Below are 18,387 nucleotides of genomic sequence, written 5' to 3'. Positions count from 1 at the left end.
CGGATCTCGGTCGTAAACGAGTCGGAATCGGTCATTTCGGGTAAAAACCTTTGGTAAAGTAGCCAAGCTGTTTCAGCCAATCCTCGATAGCTCAATTGGCAGAGCAACGCACTGTTAATGCGTAGGTTCTTGGTTCGAGTCCAAGTCGAGGAGCGAGAAAAGCCATGTGGGGCTCCACCCTCCATGGCTTTTCTTCTTTAACCCCTCACCCGCCAGGCGCCTACTCCCGGGGGAGTAGGCGCGCGCATCCGGGCAGCGGATGCCCCGGGTCGGCCGCGCGCCTAGGCTGACGGTATGCCATTCGAGGGTCGTTTCCGCGCCCACGCCCGAAGCGGTGTGGTAGGCGGCCCCGGCGACTGGCACGGCCCGTGGAATCCCGAGATCCCGGCCGGGCGCTACAGCACCCACACACCGCGCTGGGTTCGGCTCTGGCTGCCCGTGCTCATCTCGTTCTTCGTGCAGGTTCCGAACGTGTTCTTCGACTGGCAGGGCGGCGGCGGCCGGCAGCTGCAGCCGACGGCCGCGACTCCGGCCGAGCTGCTGCCCGCCCTCGCGCTCGCCCTGGTCGGCCCCCTCGCGCTGATCGGCGCGCGCCGGTTTCCCGGTCCGGTCGTCGCGGTGGTCGCGGCGGCAGCGGGTGTAGACCTGCTGCTCGCCGGCGACAGCGACGGCCCGCCCTACATCGCCTTCGCCTTCGCCATCGGCTCGGCGATCGTGCGCGGCGCCCGGATCTGGGCGTGGGTCTCGATCGCCGTGACCTGGGTGAGCACGATCGCGCTCTCGGCCGTCGTCGGTCTCGTCTGGCAGCCGTGGCGCATCGCCGGCACCACCGTCGGCATCCTGCTCATCGTCGGCGCCGCCGAGGGGCTGCGCACCCGCCGCGAGCAGCGCAAGCAGTTCGAGAGCACCATAGCCTCACGCAGGCAGTCGGAGCTGCAGGCGGAACGGGTGCGCATCGCGCGCGAGCTGCACGACGTCCTCGCGCACTCGCTCAGCCAGATCAACGTGCAGGCGGGTGTGGGGCTGCACCTCATGGACAAGCAGCCCGAGAAGGCGGCCGCGGCCCTGGCCAGCATCAAGGAGACCAGCAAGACGGCCCTCGACGAGGTTCGGTCGGTGCTCGGGGTGCTCAGGGCCGAGGGAGGCGCCGACCCGAGCGCTCCGCTCGTGCCCGAACCCGATCTGTCGAGACTGCCCGGGCTCGCGGCATCCGTCACCTCCCAGGGGATCGACGTGACCCTCGTCGACGAGCTGAGCGACGTTCCGCAGGCCGTTCAGCTCGCGATCTACCGCATCGTGCAGGAGTCGCTCACCAACGTCGTGCGGCACGCCCACGCCCGGTCGGTGCGCGTCACGCTGACACACGACGAGAGCAGCTACTCGATCGTCGTCACCGACGACGGCACCGGACCGGCCGCGGGCGGCGACCACGCCGGCGGCCGCGGCCTGCTGGGCATGCACGAACGCGCCGAGCTCCTGGGCGGCACCCTCGACGCGGGCCCGCTGCCGACCGGCGGCTTCCGGGTCACCGCCACCATCCCGAAGAAAGAGGCCCTCCCGTGATCCGTGTGGCCATCGCCGACGACCAGCAGCTCATCCGCGGCGGCTTCCGCAGCCTCCTCGAGTCGGAGAACGACATCGAGGTCGTCGGCGAGGCCGGAACGGGCGTCGAGGCGGTGGCTCTCGTGACCGCGCAGCGTCCCGACGTCGTGCTCATGGACATCCGCATGCCCGACGGCGACGGCCTCTGGGCGACCGAGCAGATCGCCGCCGACCCCGCACTCTCGAACACGCACATCGTCATCGTCACGACCTTCGAACTCGACGAGTACGTCGGACAGGCGATCCGGGCCGGGGCGAGCGGGTTCCTCGTCAAAGACACAGAACCGGTCGAGCTGATCCGGGCCGTGCGGGTCGTCGCCGGCGGAGACGCCCTGCTCAGCCCCGGGGTGACCAAGCGCCTGCTCGAGCGCATCTCGGGCGACCTGCGCGAGACGCCCGACGCCGCGCAACTGTCGGTGCTCACCGACCGGGAGCGCGAAGTGCTCGGACTCGTGGGCCTCGGGCTCACCAACGACGAGATCGGCCGGTCGCTGTTCCTGAGCCCGCTCACCGCGAAGACCCACGTCTCGCGCATCATGTCGAAGCTCGCGGCCCGCGACCGGGTGCAACTCGTCGTCGTGGCGTACGAGACCGGGCTGGTCGTGCCCGGCAGGTAGTAGAGAGAGCCCCGCGGATGCTCCGGGTGGAGTAGCCGAGGTGCCGCCCGTCGGCAGATTCGCCGGCTCGTCGACGCGGGAAGTCTGGTTCCAGCGGGTTCCGCCGGAGCCCGGGCACGAACAGACACACCGACGAATGGACACACCGTGTTGACGACACTGGACACCGCGGCGATCGCCGCTCACACCGCAGGTCCCTGGGGCGCCGGCTTCGGCTGGTTCTTCCTGCTGATCCCGTTGTTCTGGATCGGCGTGCTCGCGCTCTTCTTCCTGCTCGCCCGCCGGGCACGCTGGGCGGCGTGGAACAACGGGCACGGGCCGCACTGGGCTCAGCCCGCCCGCTCGGCCGAGTCGACGCTCGCCGAGCGCTTCGCGCAGGGCGACATCGAGGAGAAGGAGTACCGCGCACGCCTCGAGGTGCTGCGCGCCAACTCCTACCGCGATCCCTCGGCGAAGTAGGGCACGCGATAGTCTCTCTCTTGGCCGAATCCGGCCGAGAGGGAGACGATCGTGAACACCTGGATCGCCGAGAACTCGATGGTTCTCATCATCGCGCTGGCCGCCGCCGCCGCGACACTGCTCATCGTGGCGCTCGTCGTACTCGTGCTGTGGCTGCGCGCGCGCCGGGCGAGGTCGCGCGAGACCGCCAGGCGCATCCGTCTCGAACGCGAGCGCATCGACATCGAACTCTCGCTCGCCGAGCAGACCGGCCGGCTGCGCATCATCCGCGAACTGCACGAGGTCGCAGTGCACGACATGTCGGTCATTATCGGCCAGGCCGACGGAGCCCGCTACGCCGGCGAGTCCGACCCGACCGCCGCCGTGCGCGCCGCATCCGTCATCGGAGACGTCGCCCGGTCGACCCTCGCCGACCTGCGCCGTGTGATGACCGTCGTGCGCGAGGGTGAAGTCGACGTCGACGTGCACCCGCGGATCAAGAGCATCTGCACCCTGATCAAGGTCATGACCGAGGCCGGCCTGCGCATCACCTTCGAGGAGACCGGTGACCGCTACGACCTCAACCCCGGCGCGGAGCTCGCCGTGTACCGCATCCTGCAGGAGTCGCTCGACAACGCCCTCAAGCACGGCGGGGAGGGCACCCAGGTCACCGTGGTCTTCACCTGGACCGACGAGGGCTTCCAACTGCGCGTCGACGACGACGGGGTGCGCAACGAGCTGCGCCGCTCGGGCCTGAACCCCAACGACGCGTCGCAGCACCGCGTGGGCGAGATCGACGCCGACCTGTTCGCGCTCACCGGGGTCATCAGCGGAGCCGGCATCACCGAGATGCGCGAACGCACCGAGCTGTTCGGGGGAGTCTTCACCTCCACGCTCAACGCGGGCGTGGGCTTCTCCATCGCGGCGAGCTTCCCCTCGATCCGGTACCACAACGGCGTGCACGGGGTAAATCTGGACCAGCAGTGATCACGGTCCTCATCGCCGACGACCAGCCGCTGCAGCGCGCCGGTTTTCGCATGGTGCTCGACTCCCAGCCCGACATCGAGGTGGTCGGCGAGGCCGGAGACGGCGCGCAGGTGCTGATGAGGGTGCGGCTGACGAGAACCGACGTGGTGCTGATGGACGTGCGGATGCCACGGGTCAACGGTCTCGTCGCGAGCGAGCGCATCGCCGGCGACGAACGGGTGCGCGCACTGGGGCCCGCACCGCGGATCATCCTCGTCACGGCGCTCGAGCTCGACGACCACGTGCCGTCGGCGGCCGACGCGGGCGTCTACGCCATCGTCTACAAGGACATCGAGCCGGAGCGGCTGCTGTCGATCGTGCGCGCGGCGGCCGCCAACCCCTGATCGGCGGCCGACGGCACGACCGGCGTCACTCGTCGAGGTCGTCGACTCCCGGCATCCACTCGAGGCCGTCGACGCCCCAGTCGTTGCGGCGGATCGCCTTCGCGGCGGCCTTCGCGTGCTTGGTCTCGAGCCTGTCGGCGTACAGGATGCCGTCGAGGTGGTCGAACTCGTGCTGGAAGATGCGGGCGAGCCATCCGTCTGCCTTGATCTCGAACGGCTCTCCCTCGAGGTCGACGGCCCTCAGGATGGCGAGTTCGGCGCGGCGCAGCGGATACCGTTCGCCGGGGATCGACAGGCATCCCTCCGACTCGTCGTCCTCGTCGGCCTCGCCGACCGGCGGCGGGCTGATCCACAGCTCGGGGTTGATCGCCTCGCCGCGCCAGAGCACATCGTCGTCGTCGACCCAGTTGAAGACGAAGACGCGCAGGCCGACGCCGACCTGCGGTGCGGCGAGCCCGACACCGGGAGCAAGCTCCATGGTCTCGTACATGTCTGCGACGAGGGTGCGCAGCGTGTCGTCGAACTCGGTGACGAGCTCTGCGGGGGAGTGGAGAACGGGGTCGCCAGTGATTCGAATCGGAAGTACGGCCATTCGTCAAGAATATCTGGGCTACAGCGGGTAGATTCGACGGGTGCCGCCAGAACTCAGCGACCTGACAGACCAGATTTCATTGACGCCCGACCAGTACATCGGTATTCCGCTTGCACTCGTCGGGGCAGTGTTTCTCGCTTTGGGCACCCAATTTCAGCACCGCGGGGTCACCAAAGTCGAGAAAAGCCTCGGTTCCGGGGCCAAGGCGGGGCTCAGCCTGCGCCAGTTGCAAGGCCTGTTCGCGCGCCCGTCGTGGGTGATCGGAACGGTGATGCTCGGTCTCGCGATCGTGCTGCAGCTGCTCAGCCTGAAGTTCGCGCCGCTCATCATCGTCCAGCCGCTCGGCGCCGTGGCGCTCGTCGTCACCGCCATCGTCAACTCGCGCATCAGCAAGGTGAAACTGACCCGCAGGGCGATCAGGGCCATCGTGTTCAGCGTCGCGGGCGTCGGACTCTTCGTCGCCTTCGCCTCGCCCTTCGCCAAGTCGACCCCCATCACACAGCGGCAACTGGCCACGGTGCTGATACTGCTCGGTGTGACTCTCGTCATCTTCGCCGTCATCTTCGTCACGCTGCGCAAGCGGTTCAAGGCCGGGTTCTACATCGTCGGAGCCGGGGTGCTCTTCGGATTCGTGGCCACCCTGGCCAAGACCGTCATCGACCGGCTCTCGACGATCGCGCTCGTCGGATTCAAGCCCGACGCCGGCGAGTGGCTCACGATCGCGTGCATCGTGGCACTGCTCGCTGCATCCGCCCTCGGCACCTACTTCGTGCAGTCTGCCCACGCGCACGGCCCGCCCGACCTCGTCGTCGCCGGGCTCACTGTCATCGACCCGATCGTCGCCGTGACAATCGGTATCGTTGTCCTCAACGAAATGGCGGGCGCGCCGTTGTGGACCATGTTCGCCCTTCTCATCGCGGGCGGAATCGCCATCTACGGCGTGTTCCTGCTGTCTCGCGTCCACGTGCCGTCAACAGAGGAAACCAATACCGTTGCCTGATTCGCCGAAAACGCCGTCCACCGAGAAGCCGCTGCGCATTCTCATCGGAGCCGACACGTTCGCTCCGGAGATCAACGGTGCAGCGATCTTCGCCGCGCGCCTGGCCGCAGGGCTGGTCGAGCGCGGACACGACGTGCACATCGTCGCACCGGCGCCCACGCGCAGGTACGGCACCTGGACCGAGACCCTCGAGGGCCAGGAGATGACGGTGCACCGCCTCAAGAGCTGGCGCTGGTACCCGCACCCGTGGCTGCGCTTCGCCCTGCCGTGGCAGATCGAGAAGAACAGCGCGCGCATCCTCGACGAGGTCAAGCCCGACGTCGTGCACTTCCAGTCGCACATCATCATCGGCCGCGGCCTGTCGAACCAGGCGGAGAAGCGCGGCATCCGCATCGTCGGCACCAACCACTTCATGCCCGAGAACCTGCTCGAGCACACCCTGCTGCCCGCGTTCGTCGTCCCCACCGCCATCCGCATGGCCTGGCGCGCCGCCGCTCGATCGTTCAGCAGGGCCGCCACGGTGACCACGCCGACGCGCAAGGCGGCGGACTTCCTCGAGCACTACACCAAGCTCGAGAACGTGCTCGCGATCTCGTGCGGCGTCGACGCGCACCACTACACGCCAGACTTCACACCGCGCACCGGCAACCTCATCGTCTTCGTCGGACGCATTACGAGCGAGAAGCAGCTCGACAAGCTCATCCGCGCCTTCGCGCAGCTCGACCCCGCGCTCGACGCGAAGCTCGAGCTGGTCGGCGGCGGCGAGCAGGAGGGCAGCCTCAAGGCCCTCGCCTCGCAACTCGGCGTGCGCGACCGTGTCACGTTCACCGGCTATGCCGAGGAGGACTACCTGCGTCACGCCCTGACGCGTGCGACCGTCTTCGCCATGCCGTCGATCGCCGAGCTACAGAGCATCGCGACCATGGAGGCGATGGCCTCCGGCCTGCCCATCGTCGCCGCCAACGCGATGGCACTGCCGCACCTCGTGCACGACGGCGAGAACGGCTTCCTGTTCGAGCCGGGCAACGTCGAGGAGTTCGCGGCGCGCCTCACCGACGTGCTCACCATGCCCGAGGACGAGTTGCAGAAGTTCAAGCGCGAGAGCCTCAAGATCGTCGCGGCGCACGACATCCAGCGCACGCTCACGACCTTCGAGGCCATCTACCGCGGCGAGCCGATCCCGGCGATCGACATCGAGATCCCGGCGGCCAAGCCGGCCGAGTAGTCGCGGTAGGGCGTTCGTTCGCCGACTCCCTCGCGGTGCCGTGTTGGTCATTCAGGACGGATGCGCGCCGTGGGTGCGCCGGGGCGCGGAAACTCGCGGGCGCGCGCCGTCTCCGGGCGATTCGTCCTGAACGACGAACGCGGCCGCGAGCGTGACTGTCGCCCGTGCCGTCGGGCGCGCGGCACAGTCGAAGCGCGCCGCCCTTGCCCCTTGCGACGGCTCGAGCCGTGACATCCGCCCCGCTCGTTTGCGACGCTGGTAGCAACGGCCGGCGTCGGAGACGCTCGTCATTCAGGACGGATGGCGCTGGGCCCTTCGGGTGCCCCGGAATCCGGCGGCCGTCGCGCGCGGGCGAGCGAACCATCCGGAATGACGAACACGGCGGCGCCTCGCGCCGGTGCTCACGGCGGCGGTGCTCGCGAGCCTGTATCGTTATTGCGCGGCGGCTCTCGGGCCGCCTGCGCTCGCTCCGGTGACCGGGGCGGTGCGCGGGGTGGTAGCTCAGCTGGTTAGAGCAGCGGACTCATAATCCGTCGGTCACGGGTTCAAGTCCCGTCCGCCCTACTGAAAAACGGCTTCTGACCTGCAATTTAGCGGCATTCTATCTGCGGCATTCAAAGACGATGGGTACACACTCCGCTCTAAACTCCGGTCTAATGAAGCAATCGATCCTGTTCAGCAATCGATCTACACTTCACGAGCGACCAGGCACCTGTGCGTCAGGACTTAGCGGCTGCGGTGCCGAGGAATCGCCCGGTTCCCGCTTGATCGGCTTCGAAAGCCGCGTGCAAGACAATGGGCTTATTGGCCACGTCGCTGGTGGCTCTGGGCTCGTCGTCAGCGCTTTCGTCTGGACAGCCCCGGCAGGACATAGCGATTTCGGCTAGCGGTCACGTCGGTCGCCCTCACACGATAGAGCCATTCTCGACGTTCGTCACCCAAGGAAAATGGGGGCTTCGTATCAACGGACTTCTCCGACATAATCGCACTCCGGCACACTGGAGGAATTCGTGGACGAGACCCACCGATATGCAGAGCAAATCGTCGCGGCAACCGCCGCAATATCCAGATTACGTGGTCAGGGAGTCGAGCTTGTCAAGGAGCTTGAGCGGAAACGCGCTCGTTTTGGGCGCGGTGCCGACGTTGTCGAAAGTGCTCAGTTCGCCCTGATAGTCGCTGAGTGCGACGCGAGACTCGCGACGATCGAGCGAGATATCGAAGCCCAAAGAAGCAGGGAACGAACGGCAAGAACACAACTTGCAAAGAGCAATTCGGCGCTCGATGAAGCCCTCGAAGGCTTGGAAGTCCGGGCGTATACGGTACGCCGGCCTCCCGCTGGCCAAGGGGTTCGACTTACGGATGCGGACTTCCGATCTGCACAGAGCAGCGTTCCTCAGGGAGTGTTTCTGGCAGCGCTCTTCGCAGTCGTACTCATGGCCGTTGTCTCCGTCGCTAACCTCTCACTGCCGGATTGGCTTTCTATCCTGATTGCCGTTGTGGGCTTTGGAGTCGCGACAATCATTGGCCTGGTACAGATTCACTATGCGAGACTCAACGAGATGCGAGAGAGAAAGAAAGAAGCCCTGCAAGCAACTGCGGAACAAACCGCACTGTAAAGCGCAACCTTCAACCCTGAACCAGATCCACAGCAGCGGTCCACACTTCCGCCGGACGCGCGTGACTAGGACGGTGAAATGCTCGATCGCATTCGAGCCGCAAGGAAGGCCCGGCGACGAGTTGGTATGCGTATTTTTGGGTGCTAACGCCTCGACATCCTGGAGCTCGACCGCCGGTTGGTCTTCTCAAGCGATCGAATTGCCGGTTGGTCTTGCAGCGTCGGCCGGATCAGTTGAGGCGATAAAACGCGGGACCGGCTCGGAACAAGCTCTCTGAGCGGGGGACTGCTGCGTTCGCCAACTCGCCCCGAAATCAGGGCGTCACGTCATTGCGATGCTTCCTTCGCGATCGATCGATTCGCCAAGAAATCGTAGAAACACACGCACTTAACCCACTGAGTTGAATCTGTTAGCTTGCCTTCATCGAGAAGGTTACGATGCTCCGTCAAGAAAACTTTCAAGAGATCGAGGTCGACGTCCTCGGGCATCAAGTTCGGGATAACAAGCAGAGTATCGGCAAGTCGCGCTGTCTCGATAAGCGTCTTGAGATCCCCATGTTGCGCCCAAAGCTTCGCGGCACGCTCGCCAAAATATCCCTTGTTTCTAAGCGGCCCTATTCCTAGCCGGGCTTTGGCGCGGACCGATTTCGGTACGTCAACATTCTCGAGTACCACGCCCTCATCAGAGAGCAGGCCAGCTCCGCGAAGATAGCGGAAGACGGGCGCGTGTGTGCGAGCCGGTCCCACAATTGGCAGCACCTCGCGCACGATCTGGGGGTAATCGGCGACATCGAGTGTCGAGTTGAGCACGTCGTCGAGAAGGTCACGACGTTTGAGCCCGGTGAGACCTTTGGACGTGAGTCGTTCTGACTCCCCAAGGCGTTTTTGCACTCCGACGCCGATCACCACATCAATCTCGCTGATGTCAGTGTCAGACTCCAAGTCCGCAACCATGACTGTCGCGGTGGGTTTGCTCGTCCGCACCAGTTCGTATACCTCTTCGCGTAGGTGTCGGAGAATCCTGGCAGGAAATCGGCGTCGCAACTGACCAAGTACCTGGAAGACTCCCAAATAGTCCGGCACGGTGGCGTATCGCACGGGGATGACTGTGGTGCCAACGTCAAAATTGCCGACCGTGAGCGCTGGCTCAACGTCTGGCTCCCAAGCTACAAAAATGAGACGATCGGCCAACCGATCCAGATTCTCCGCGGTAAGCACTGACGCGATGCTTGTGACGATCTTGCGAACGTTGTTGTCCGACATTGAGTAGCCGAGAAACACGATCGGATGTTCCACAAATATTGATAGGAGTTTCGCCGCTAGGTAAGGGTTTCGTTCGTCGAACCTGTCATAGTCCTCGGCAGTAAGAACGAGGCTTTCCGGGTCACTTGCGCTTCCGTGAATCTTGTATATCTCCGCAATTCCTGCCGGGTCCTTGAAGAGGAGCTGGTCCTGCCCTACATAGACAGTGAAATCTGTGAAGACGTACTCCAGACTGGTGTCGTAGTTGGTGGTGATTATGCCTTCAACAACCGCCACGCGGAGGGCTTCCAACTCATCATTGAGCGGGCCTTCGGTAGGCAGCTCATCGGTCACATTCCCAAATTTCCGTGCCACCTCGATCTTGAGTGGCGAAAGCCGGGTCAAAGGCGAAGGGTAGGCCGCACGACTCTCTGCGAACCTATCTGATTCCCACCAGACATCGCGGAAGTCTTCCCCGAGAAGACTCGCGATCCGCGGAAGGTTGCCATTGGCATCCGAGGCATATCGCTCGTAGGGGCGGCCAGTGATATCGGCAAAGTCGCGAAGCAGTCCGGTCCAGTCAGGTGTCTTGGCGTAGCGGCGTGTGAAGCCGCTCCCCACGAACAGGAATGGAGCCGTTGGGAATCCATTGAGATGAAGTCGCAGCTGCTCTTCGAACGGACTCTGTTGGCCCTTGTCATTAACCATCGTGATCCCCTAGTCGCGTCTCGACATGAGTACCACGTGAAACCAACCAGCCGACCCACGACCCGCGGTAGTTGCTCAGCGCGGAGTCGGTTCGGGCCTGACGACCGGGCCCACGATCCGCCCGAAGCGGACTATTCACCTCGGGTAAATGCACGCGGCCCAAGTCGGCGGACGAGCACCCCGGCTGCGTGTTGGAACCACTCGCTGACGGCGTCGGCCACCAGAGCAGCGTCTAGATCGCAGGTATCTGGCAGCTCTTGTCCAGCAAAATGCCGCTGCACTTCCGCGGCCGCGGAGTCGAGGTTGATCTTCGCACCAGGGGGACATCTCAAAACGAATCGATCGAACACGAACATTTGCCATTGATTTGTTGGTAGCGGCAGCACGGGTGGAAATACTTTGCTAGCGATGTTTGGCCCGAGCTTCGCGATGACTGCCCGGCCTTGCGGCGAACCCATCCACTTTTGCCCTGCTTCTCCCGCGACTGCGCGAGCCTGCGCTGTGCTCGCCCATAAGAACGCCAACTCCCGCGACGTCAGCGGCCGATCTGGCTGCGAACCTTCATCGGCGGCCACAATGCCGCGCAAGCTTCGCCCAACGCGAATCCCCTTCTGCACTCGGGTGCCCGTGTCCCACGCTTGCTGTTGCGAGACGGTTCTGTCCCGCCGACTGCTCACTGCGGCTTCAGTCCACCCGAAATCGTCCGGAGAGGCGAAGTGACTTGCAGCGCGGCGCTCGGCCTCATTGATCATTGCTAGGACTTCAGCATGGCAACGGCTAATCGCAGGGTGTTCGAGGCCGCGTCGAGTGAGGACGCATTCGTCAACGGGGATGATCAACAGTCTGCCTCGGAGCGGTTCCCTACCATTCCATGGCTTCGAACCCTTGACGTCAATCGTGGCGATGAGCTCTTGGTCTGGATTTATCCATAGAACAGGTGCGGTGCGCGCGACGGCGAGCTGCACCTGGCTCAGTTTCACTAACCCACCGGCGCCGGACGTTCGAAGCTGCCGGCCGCCATGACCAAACAACCAAACGTCGGGGATGCCGCGGTCTACGTACCAATCGTGCCGCCTTTGCCATCCCAGTAACGAGATTCCGCTGTACTGGGGTTCGAAAGCGACCTTGGACTCGTCTCGCCAAGTTACGAGGACGTCTGCTCGCCGCTGACGGGTGCCATCGGGATCCTGTTCGAGGCGTGCCGACATTGTTGTGTCTTGCCCGGCCGCCCATCTTTCAATGACTCCCTTCGCCGCAATGTGAAAATCAGACTCGAGTCCATGCTTCAGGCGGGGGTCGTTCAAGTGACGAAAGCCGTCGCGCCTTGTGGCGCGTCCGACTGTCGTCAGTTCGGGAGCTGCGCAGGACGCTATCGCGCAACGTAAATTCGCCTTCGCGTACTCGCGAACGGAGTGGGCGGAGCCTTGCTCGAGATAATACAGACCCGGACGTCCGTCGCGGTACGCGGCGAATAGATGACGTGTCTCACCCTGTTGGAAACGCTCCAGCTCTTCCGCCGTATGCATGAGGGGATGTTAGCGCGGTGCGCCGACACCCCTTCTCGCGCTACACATCAAACACAAGGCTTGTTTGGCCAGCATTGTTTGGAAGGCAATAAACACAAGGCTTGTTTGGCCAGCATTGTTTGGAAGGCAATAAACACAAGGCTTGTTTGGCCAGCATTGTTTGGAAGGCAATAAACACAAGGTTTGTTTGGCACCCGAGCGGGATTTGGCGGTGCACCGTATTGTTATCGCATCTACTCGCCTGTCGTCGCCGGTCTCGCGCAGGCTCACTGCACATGCCGTCGGCGCGTAGCTACTCGCGGTCTCCCTCGACGGCAGACGCCGACACCCACGCCTTGTGGACGGCGTCCCCGCTTTTCCACCGCACCGCGACAGCACGAGCGGTCCAGGCGACCGCCTCGGCGTCGACCTGTAACGAGCCGGCCGGGTAGCGCACCCACACGTGCACCCTTAACGGCTTTGGCGTTCGGGTCAACGGCACTCGGTCGAGCGCGAGCTCCTCGCTGCCGAGCGATACCGGAGGACCAGACTCCATAACGCGTTGCGCGATGCTGTCGCTCATCCTGCGGTCGACGACGTGTGCGTATCGTTTCGCGGCTCCCACTGGTGCTCCTCATTGTGACGAAGCATCCGGCCATGCCAGAACAGGCTACGACAACCGTGCGACCTTGCACGATGGGCACCACCAGTAAGGGTGCTCGTCGCTGCCCGCCGGCCATAGCCTGGTGAGGCACACCTCGCAGTTGGGCGTGTCGAGATCATCCATGTCGCGACGCTAGACCTCGATCGCAGCCGATGGAAGTCCCCTGTGCATGACTTTTGGTTTCGGCGCGTTGGTCCGGACGTGAAACAAACCCATCGGTACAGACTGGATCGTGGTGCGCGCCGACGAAAACGGTCGGGTCGCTGCTCCCACCGGAGTAGTTTCGAGCATCGTCGGTCGGGACTGCTGCTCCTGGCTGTTTCTGGTCGATCCCCGCACCTGCGGAGGCGTTATCGCTGCCAACGCCAAGCACGCGACGGCAACAGCAAACGGTAGGACCGACAGGCTCGGTAGACCCGGCTGAAGGAGCCCGACCATGGCAACAAAGCCGCCGAGAATCACGCGCTCAGGGCAGCGGCGGCTGCGGGTCTAGCCGTCGGGCAGTCGAGCGATAAGGCGATCCAGCAGTTGGCAGCTGCGGTCGAGGAGCTGTCGATGGCGGTGGCCGACATAGCGTCAGAGTTGGGCCATGGCGAGGGGGTGGCGTCGGAATGCTGAGCGGAAGCATCAAGTCGGGCAGGCACCGTGCTCACGTCTATCTCCGAAATCAGCAGATCGAAAACGACGGCACGTTCGGTGACCTCGACAGGAATCCCCGCCATGCCATACACAGCCCGGCAACCGTTCCTTGGCGCTATCTCGGTCGCATTGCCTCTTGAGCTGATTTCTTGGCCGCGCTCGGCGTGCTCGCGAAGATGCGTTGCCTAGCGCTTGCGCCAGATTCAAGGGCGAAGGGGCCCACATGATCCCGGACCACTGCGGCCAACCACGTGACAGAGACGCGAGTAACCGAGATACTTTCCGGAGTCATCCAGTGGCCAAAGAAGGAGATCCTCGTGGGCAATGCAGCACGACGACGCGAGAGACACCAGGAACGGGAGGCCAAGCGCGCGGCCCGACACCTCCACGACGCAACCACCCGACGAGCGCGCCGCCATAGTGCCGTGCGGCGAAGCGCGTTCGTCTCACTTTCGTTCCTCATCGTCGTTACGCTGGCCCTCGGAGTCACAGCGTGGATCCTTCCGCGAGCTCAAGCGTTCGAGCGTGACAATTCGCGGGTTGTCGAGATATTCGCAGAGCCGAAGAACCCGGAGTTCTACACCGCCGCCCACGTCGCTGGCTCGAACATCGCTTTGAAGCTGCGTGAAGAGCGCAGTTTCCTTCAAAATCTGGGTCTCCTCCGAGAGCCGATACTGCAGATCAAAGTCAACTTCGCACTTCCGTGGGATGGCGGCGCGCCTGGGCCAGAGCTGAATGACATCGACGAATTGCGTGGAAGATCACAGCGAACCAAGGGGTCAAGGCGTTCCGTGGCGTCTGGAAGTCCGGCGACGGGGAGTACGTGATGTCCGACTGGAATTCGAACTCAGTGGCCGAAGCTGGATCGTTCGATGGTGAGCTCACGCCACTGCTCGGGAGGGTGGTGAGCGATGAGGGCGAAACCCGGTTACGGGTCACCCTCATCGTGGATCTCCTCCTCGAGGCGCCTGTCATCTCGCAAGGCATGACTGACGATGCTTGGGTCCAGTCATGGGCGTTCGCCTGGTCGCCCCCCGACGGCACTCCCGAATGGCGTTGGGGTCGGGCAACGATGGATACAACTCTAGATACGGCGCCGCTACCTGAGGACGACCCGTCCATCACCGGCGGAGTAGAGGCGACTGTCTGCCCCAGCTGCGGAATTCGCGAAACCTACGGGGGTATGGAAGAGATGTCACGAGGAATGTGGTCCGGGACCAGCTTGTACGAAGATTCCGCGATCTGGGAGGTGGCGACTGACTGGTGGCCCTACCGAACACTCGAACCACTCCTCGGGACCATCGCGGTCGCCCTAGCGATCGAGCTGTTCCTCCTCGCCGCTCTTAGCCTGCTGGCAAGGATGCGCAGTCGAGCCCCAGAGCCCAATCCCGTCCGGTAGCTCGGTGCACCAAACGTCGCAGGTTATTGGCTCCGCCGCGACGCCTACGTCTCTCTAGCCCTTGTACACGAGCGAACCCCAGAGAGATCCTCGCCCGTCCGGATGCAAGAAGCTCGTCGGCGAGGAGGACGCCTGGCGCATTCGGATCGGCGACTACCGCGCGCTGTACGAGATTCTCGAAGACGTGCTCGTCGTGACCGTGGTCCACGTGGCACACCGCCGTGACGTCTGTAAGAAGACCTTCGGCCCCCGGCGCTAACCTCGACATAACAACGCACACACAAGGAGGCCGTGATGCCCTACGCACAAAAGCGCACGCCGCCGATCCGCAAAGGCACTAATGCTGCTCCGCCGCTCAATGTCGCCGATCTCGCGGGGGTCGTATATTCCTCGGGCAAAGTTTTCGACGGTCTGCGCACGGGCCGCCTCGATACCGAGAACTTCCTGCGGTCGGGGAGCCTCGAAGGGATCACCTCCAAGTCTGACCTGGCGCTGCTCGAGGACCTCCGTGACGTCTCGCAGTTCATCATCGACAACCGAGAGGCACCACTCAACAGCGCGTTTGTTCGGGCGGTAAACGCGCAGATCACCCGCAGCGGCCCCATGAATCCGGGCCACTATCGAACGGCTGAACAGCACATCGGCGTCTCCACCCAGTACGGGCGCCACGAACCGCAGCCGACCAGCGACACGGCCCTGCAGCGAATCATCGATAGGGCTATGTCCAAGCCCGACCCGCGAGAACAGGCTCTCGAGCTGTTCGTGCAGATCGCCAAGGCGCAGCCGTTCGAGGACGGCAACAAGCGCACAGCGTTGTTTGTCGCGAACAGCGTGCTCATCCGAGCACCGAAGCTAGAGATGCTAGTCGTGCCCGTAGACGAGAACAGCCCCGACAAAGCGGCGCGCTTTAACGACCTGCTCGCCAGAGCTTACGTCTCGGGCGAGCACGAGGGCGTTAAGGACATGCTCCGCACCGAAGGCTTCACCGAACACGCCTCTGCTCGGGATCGGAAGAAGGCTGCGCGCATGAACCGCTATCCCAAGCTGCGGGACATGACGCTGAACGCGCACGCGCTCTCCGGCGACGAGCACGAAGATCCTCAGCTGGGCTGAAATGAATAGCGCGGCACCGCCAAATTCAAGGAGAACCACTCGCCCATGACGCTTACCCTCGGTACGATCCTGCACGGCACCGGCATTGACCCTCTGGAAGCGCAGGTGATCCGTCATACCTTCGTCCGAGAGCACGATGACACCGGCCTGCAGGGCATCCACGCTGACTCCACCGATGAGCAGATCCTGCGCTACACGGGCCAGCAGTCCGCAGTGCAGCGAGTCTTCCCTCCCGCACCGCCCAAGTATTGGGTCGTCTTCGTTCGCGAGGGCGGCGATAGGGCACGCCTGTGGGCCGTGGTCGAGAACCGCGGCGAGCTCTCGAACGACGGTGTCGTGCGCACGTTTGACCTGGTGGTCTCTGAGCTCATGGCAGACCTGCGGAACCGTCTCGTGATCGGCTGGCGATCCCCGCGCACCTGGCGCCTCACCGGGCCCACTGCTGCTGCGTACCCAGTGATGGAGATAGCCGACGCCGAGCCTGTGCCGTTCCCTGGCTTCGACAGGCTTGTCCTGAGCTACGCGCAGCTACAAGCAGTGATGCGCGAGCATCGGTACGCCTCCTGGCAAACGGCGCTGTCCTCGGTGGTGGGTATCTATTTGATCACCGACACCCTCGACGGACGCCAGTACGTCGGCAAGGCAGACGGCCTGGAGAACATCTTCCAGCGCTGGAGCACCTACGCCACTAACGGCCACGGCGGCAACGTCGGGCTCAAGCCCCTCAACCCAAACAGCTTCCGGTACTCGCTGCTGCGAGTGTTCGATCCGTCGACGCCGATGAGCGCGATAAACGCGGCGGAGAGTCACTTCAAGGTCGCTCTCGACACGCGCAAGCACGGGCTCAACCTGGGCTGAGAGCGCTGAACGGGGGCAGACGACGCTCACTCCTTAAACGGATCGACCAGCGTCATCAAACCGTGTGCTTTGCATGTGTAGGCGACGCGGAACCGAGCGCTCGAACTGATCGGCGACTATCGCGCTCAGCTTCGAGTTGACGAGAGGTCGCCCAGAACACGGCCTTCACTGTGGCAGAGCTAAGCCGACTGCTCGTCGCTCTCATCCGCTGCAGGCTTGGAGCCGGGCACGTCTCCGGAAAAGAAGGCCACCAGGACTGCCACCACGAGCACGACCGGTAGCAACCACAATGCCGACGGAAGGAACCCGAGAGCGAACGGCGTGCGCGCCCACGCCGTACCGTTGACCCCCTCGTTCACCCACGCCAGATAGTTGAGGCCTTCGAGCGCTGCAGCCGGCACGAACACCACCCCCAGCCCAATAGCGGTCACCTTCGCGCAATGTCTGGCATGCAAGGACATGAGTACAACTTAGATGTGAGGCCCGCCAGCGTCGACCCTGAAGACGAGAATCGCTGAGCACACGCGCGCGAGGGTAGGGATGAACGCTACTTATTCAGCGTGCCGCGGGAGCCGGCACGGCGGCGGCGGATTAGCGAGGCGTCCGCGTCTTTCCGCGCCTTAGATACGATCTGGTCGCGAACCGTCTTGTCGGTCAAATCGCGCAGACCGGACAGACGTGGAGACGTGCGCTCGATTTTCCCGGGCGTTGAAAAGCTCATTGCGTCAGGCGAGAGCTACTTCGCTGCAGGCGTCTGGGAGAGCTTTACGATCCACTTCGGCGTCTTCACGCCGCCGCGGCGGTCTGCGTTCACACGAACGCGCGCGGCTACTGCCTGCGCCTTGGGGCTCGGACGGCTGTCGCTCTGACGTAGCGGAATCTCGTTCATCGTCATGGTGTGCCTCCTGTTCCTCTGCTCATTATGCTCTCGGTCGGCTGAAAATACCACGTACTGCACCGAGGATCCGCGCGCGTCGGCCTGGCGGCGCCGGTACGTCGTCGTAAAACTCAGCAGGCGGTTCCTCGACGGCAGGCCCGGAGAACACCTGTTCGGCTTCCTTATCCAGGAACCACTGCGTCGCAGCGTCGATGAACGCGATCTCCCGCTTGCTCTTCGATTTGAGCGCGTCGAGCATCTCGAGACCGGTGATCTGCGTGGTCTCCTCCGCCGACAGCGTGAGATTCAGCGCGTACTCCGCACGCTTCCACCACTGCTCTTGGCGCGCGTTCTTCGTCGTCCCGTGGTACGCCAGGCCCGCGGCACCGACCGCGAGACACCCTGCGAACCCGGGCGACTGGGCGAAGTCGGGGAACCAGTAGAACCAGGTGCCGCAAAAGTCATGAAGATTCTCCAATACCGTGCCCATCCGCTAAGCATGCCAGAGGCGAGTAGCCGGGGCAGGGCATCAACGCGGGGTTTCAGTCCTGAGCGACGCGGCCGCGCTCAGTGAGTCGAGCACTTGCAGAAATCGCCTCGGCACATGTAGCAACTCGGACGCCCATTGCATCTCCTACAACCGCAGCCCTTGACAGGGTCTGTGTGTTCGCTGACCGCGGCAGCGTCACTGGGATCGTAGTCACGGTGGCATGAGGCGCAGGTCAGCACTGGTAAGTCCATTCATCGTCGTTTGCCCGGACCAAGCTTGCTTGGCGCAGTATTCCGCGAGCCTATAGGGCGAGGGTAAGAAGCCCGTCCGATGCCGCCGGCAGTATCGAATCACTACCGCCTTTTTCGCTCCTGAACCAGAAAATTCGAGTTGACTATACGTTTCGCTATTTTGCCTCACCTCACTTCAAGAG

The 18,387-nt window shown here is 63.8% G+C and carries 20 protein-coding genes and 2 tRNA genes; 15 read left to right on the top strand and 7 right to left on the bottom strand.

Annotation, left to right across the window (positions count from 1 at the left end; translation table 11 throughout):
- Nucleotides 1–80 precede the first annotated feature (80 nt).
- The 6 genes from ABIE21_RS05525 to ABIE21_RS05500 all read left to right on the top strand — a co-directional run bounded on the left by ABIE21_RS05525 (nucleotide 81) and on the right by ABIE21_RS05500 (nucleotide 4,027).
- Nucleotides 81–153, top strand: a tRNA-Asn gene (locus ABIE21_RS05525).
- Between the two features lie 141 nt (nucleotides 154–294).
- Nucleotides 295–1,563 (top strand): sensor histidine kinase, encoded by a 1,269-nt coding sequence (locus ABIE21_RS05520; protein WP_354023768.1) that lies wholly within the window; start codon nucleotides 295–297, stop codon nucleotides 1,561–1,563.
- Nucleotides 1,560–2,219 (top strand): response regulator transcription factor, encoded by a 660-nt coding sequence (locus tag ABIE21_RS05515; protein WP_354023767.1) that lies wholly within the window; start codon nucleotides 1,560–1,562, stop codon nucleotides 2,217–2,219. Before ABIE21_RS05520 ends, ABIE21_RS05515 begins: the two co-directional genes overlap by 4 nt.
- Before the next feature lie 147 nt (nucleotides 2,220–2,366).
- A complete protein-coding gene (locus ABIE21_RS05510) occupies nucleotides 2,367–2,678 on the top strand; it encodes an SHOCT domain-containing protein (protein ID WP_354023766.1) in 312 nt (103 codons plus the stop codon).
- Between the two features lie 51 nt (nucleotides 2,679–2,729).
- Nucleotides 2,730–3,644, top strand: coding sequence for a sensor histidine kinase (locus ABIE21_RS05505; RefSeq protein WP_354023765.1), 915 nt, complete (start codon nucleotides 2,730–2,732; stop codon nucleotides 3,642–3,644).
- The gene (locus ABIE21_RS05500) at nucleotides 3,641–4,027 is read left to right on the top strand and encodes a response regulator (RefSeq protein WP_354023764.1); all 387 of its coding nucleotides are present in this window, start codon (nucleotides 3,641–3,643) and stop codon (nucleotides 4,025–4,027) included. The genes ABIE21_RS05505 and ABIE21_RS05500 overlap by 4 nt, the downstream gene beginning before the upstream one ends.
- A 25-nt stretch (nucleotides 4,028–4,052) precedes the next feature.
- Here ABIE21_RS05500 and def read toward each other — a convergent pair whose 3' ends face one another.
- Nucleotides 4,053–4,619, bottom strand: coding sequence for a peptide deformylase (gene def / locus ABIE21_RS05495; RefSeq protein ID WP_354023763.1), 567 nt, complete (start codon nucleotides 4,617–4,619; stop codon nucleotides 4,053–4,055).
- 40 nt (nucleotides 4,620–4,659) lie between these two features.
- On the opposite strand from def, the gene ABIE21_RS05490 reads away from it, so the two are divergent.
- From ABIE21_RS05490 to ABIE21_RS05475, 4 genes are all read left to right on the top strand, one after another.
- The gene (locus ABIE21_RS05490) at nucleotides 4,660–5,619 is read left to right on the top strand and encodes a DMT family transporter (protein ID WP_436232305.1); all 960 of its coding nucleotides are present in this window, start codon (nucleotides 4,660–4,662) and stop codon (nucleotides 5,617–5,619) included.
- Nucleotides 5,612–6,844: a glycosyltransferase gene (locus ABIE21_RS05485; RefSeq protein ID WP_354023761.1), complete on the top strand. Its 1,233-nt coding sequence runs from the start codon at nucleotides 5,612–5,614 to the stop codon at nucleotides 6,842–6,844. Before ABIE21_RS05490 ends, ABIE21_RS05485 begins: the two co-directional genes overlap by 8 nt.
- Before the next feature lie 490 nt (nucleotides 6,845–7,334).
- A tRNA-Ile gene (locus ABIE21_RS05480) sits at nucleotides 7,335–7,408 on the top strand.
- A 446-nt stretch (nucleotides 7,409–7,854) separates the two neighbouring features.
- Nucleotides 7,855–8,460: a hypothetical protein gene (locus ABIE21_RS05475; RefSeq protein ID WP_354023760.1), complete on the top strand. Its 606-nt coding sequence runs from the start codon at nucleotides 7,855–7,857 to the stop codon at nucleotides 8,458–8,460.
- Between the two features lie 326 nt (nucleotides 8,461–8,786).
- On the opposite strand, the gene ABIE21_RS05470 is transcribed toward ABIE21_RS05475, so the two are convergent.
- From ABIE21_RS05470 to ABIE21_RS05460, 3 genes are all read right to left on the bottom strand, one after another.
- Nucleotides 8,787–10,409 (bottom strand): SIR2 family protein, encoded by a 1,623-nt coding sequence (locus ABIE21_RS05470; RefSeq protein ID WP_354023759.1) that lies wholly within the window; start codon nucleotides 10,407–10,409, stop codon nucleotides 8,787–8,789.
- A gap of 131 nt (nucleotides 10,410–10,540) precedes the next feature.
- Nucleotides 10,541–11,935 (bottom strand): competence protein CoiA family protein, encoded by a 1,395-nt coding sequence (locus tag ABIE21_RS05465; RefSeq protein ID WP_354023758.1) that lies wholly within the window; start codon nucleotides 11,933–11,935, stop codon nucleotides 10,541–10,543.
- A gap of 292 nt (nucleotides 11,936–12,227) precedes the next feature.
- Entirely contained in the window at nucleotides 12,228–12,539 is a 312-nt protein-coding gene (locus tag ABIE21_RS05460; protein ID WP_354023757.1) for a hypothetical protein, read from the bottom strand.
- A gap of 929 nt (nucleotides 12,540–13,468) precedes the next feature.
- Between ABIE21_RS05460 and ABIE21_RS05455 the strand changes: the two genes are divergently transcribed.
- From ABIE21_RS05455 to ABIE21_RS05435, 5 genes are all read left to right on the top strand, one after another.
- Nucleotides 13,469–14,044, top strand: coding sequence for a hypothetical protein (locus ABIE21_RS05455; protein ID WP_354023756.1), 576 nt, complete (start codon nucleotides 13,469–13,471; stop codon nucleotides 14,042–14,044).
- Entirely contained in the window at nucleotides 14,044–14,616 is a 573-nt protein-coding gene (locus ABIE21_RS05450; RefSeq protein WP_354023755.1) for a hypothetical protein, read from the top strand. Before ABIE21_RS05455 ends, ABIE21_RS05450 begins: the two co-directional genes overlap by 1 nt.
- 61 nt (nucleotides 14,617–14,677) lie before the next feature.
- The gene (locus ABIE21_RS05445) at nucleotides 14,678–14,875 is read left to right on the top strand and encodes a type II toxin-antitoxin system RelE family toxin (RefSeq protein WP_354023754.1); all 198 of its coding nucleotides are present in this window, start codon (nucleotides 14,678–14,680) and stop codon (nucleotides 14,873–14,875) included.
- A gap of 35 nt (nucleotides 14,876–14,910) precedes the next feature.
- On the top strand, nucleotides 14,911–15,729 hold the full coding sequence (locus ABIE21_RS05440) for a Fic family protein (protein ID WP_354023753.1): 819 nt from the start codon (nucleotides 14,911–14,913) through the stop codon (nucleotides 15,727–15,729).
- Nucleotides 15,730–15,774: 45 nt separating this feature from the next.
- Entirely contained in the window at nucleotides 15,775–16,587 is an 813-nt protein-coding gene (locus tag ABIE21_RS05435) for a GIY-YIG nuclease family protein (protein ID WP_354023752.1), read from the top strand.
- 179 nt (nucleotides 16,588–16,766) lie between these two features.
- Here the strand turns inward: ABIE21_RS05435 and ABIE21_RS05430 are convergent, their stop codons facing one another.
- From ABIE21_RS05430 to ABIE21_RS05420, 3 genes are all read right to left on the bottom strand, one after another.
- On the bottom strand, nucleotides 16,767–17,048 hold the full coding sequence (locus ABIE21_RS05430; protein ID WP_354023751.1) for a hypothetical protein: 282 nt from the start codon (nucleotides 17,046–17,048) through the stop codon (nucleotides 16,767–16,769).
- A gap of 275 nt (nucleotides 17,049–17,323) precedes the next feature.
- The gene (locus tag ABIE21_RS05425; protein WP_354023750.1) at nucleotides 17,324–17,482 is read right to left on the bottom strand and encodes a hypothetical protein; all 159 of its coding nucleotides are present in this window, start codon (nucleotides 17,480–17,482) and stop codon (nucleotides 17,324–17,326) included.
- Between the two features lie 25 nt (nucleotides 17,483–17,507).
- Nucleotides 17,508–17,954, bottom strand: a complete 447-nt coding sequence (locus ABIE21_RS05420) for a hypothetical protein (protein WP_354023749.1) — start codon at nucleotides 17,952–17,954, stop codon at nucleotides 17,508–17,510.
- Nucleotides 17,955–18,387: the final 433 nt, after the last annotated feature.

The organism is Conyzicola nivalis, assembly GCF_040548875.1.
Lineage (GTDB): Bacteria > Actinomycetota > Actinomycetes > Actinomycetales > Microbacteriaceae > Conyzicola > Conyzicola nivalis_A.
Note: the sequence above shows the minus strand (reverse complement) of the source record. Positions and strands in the feature narration are given on the sequence as shown.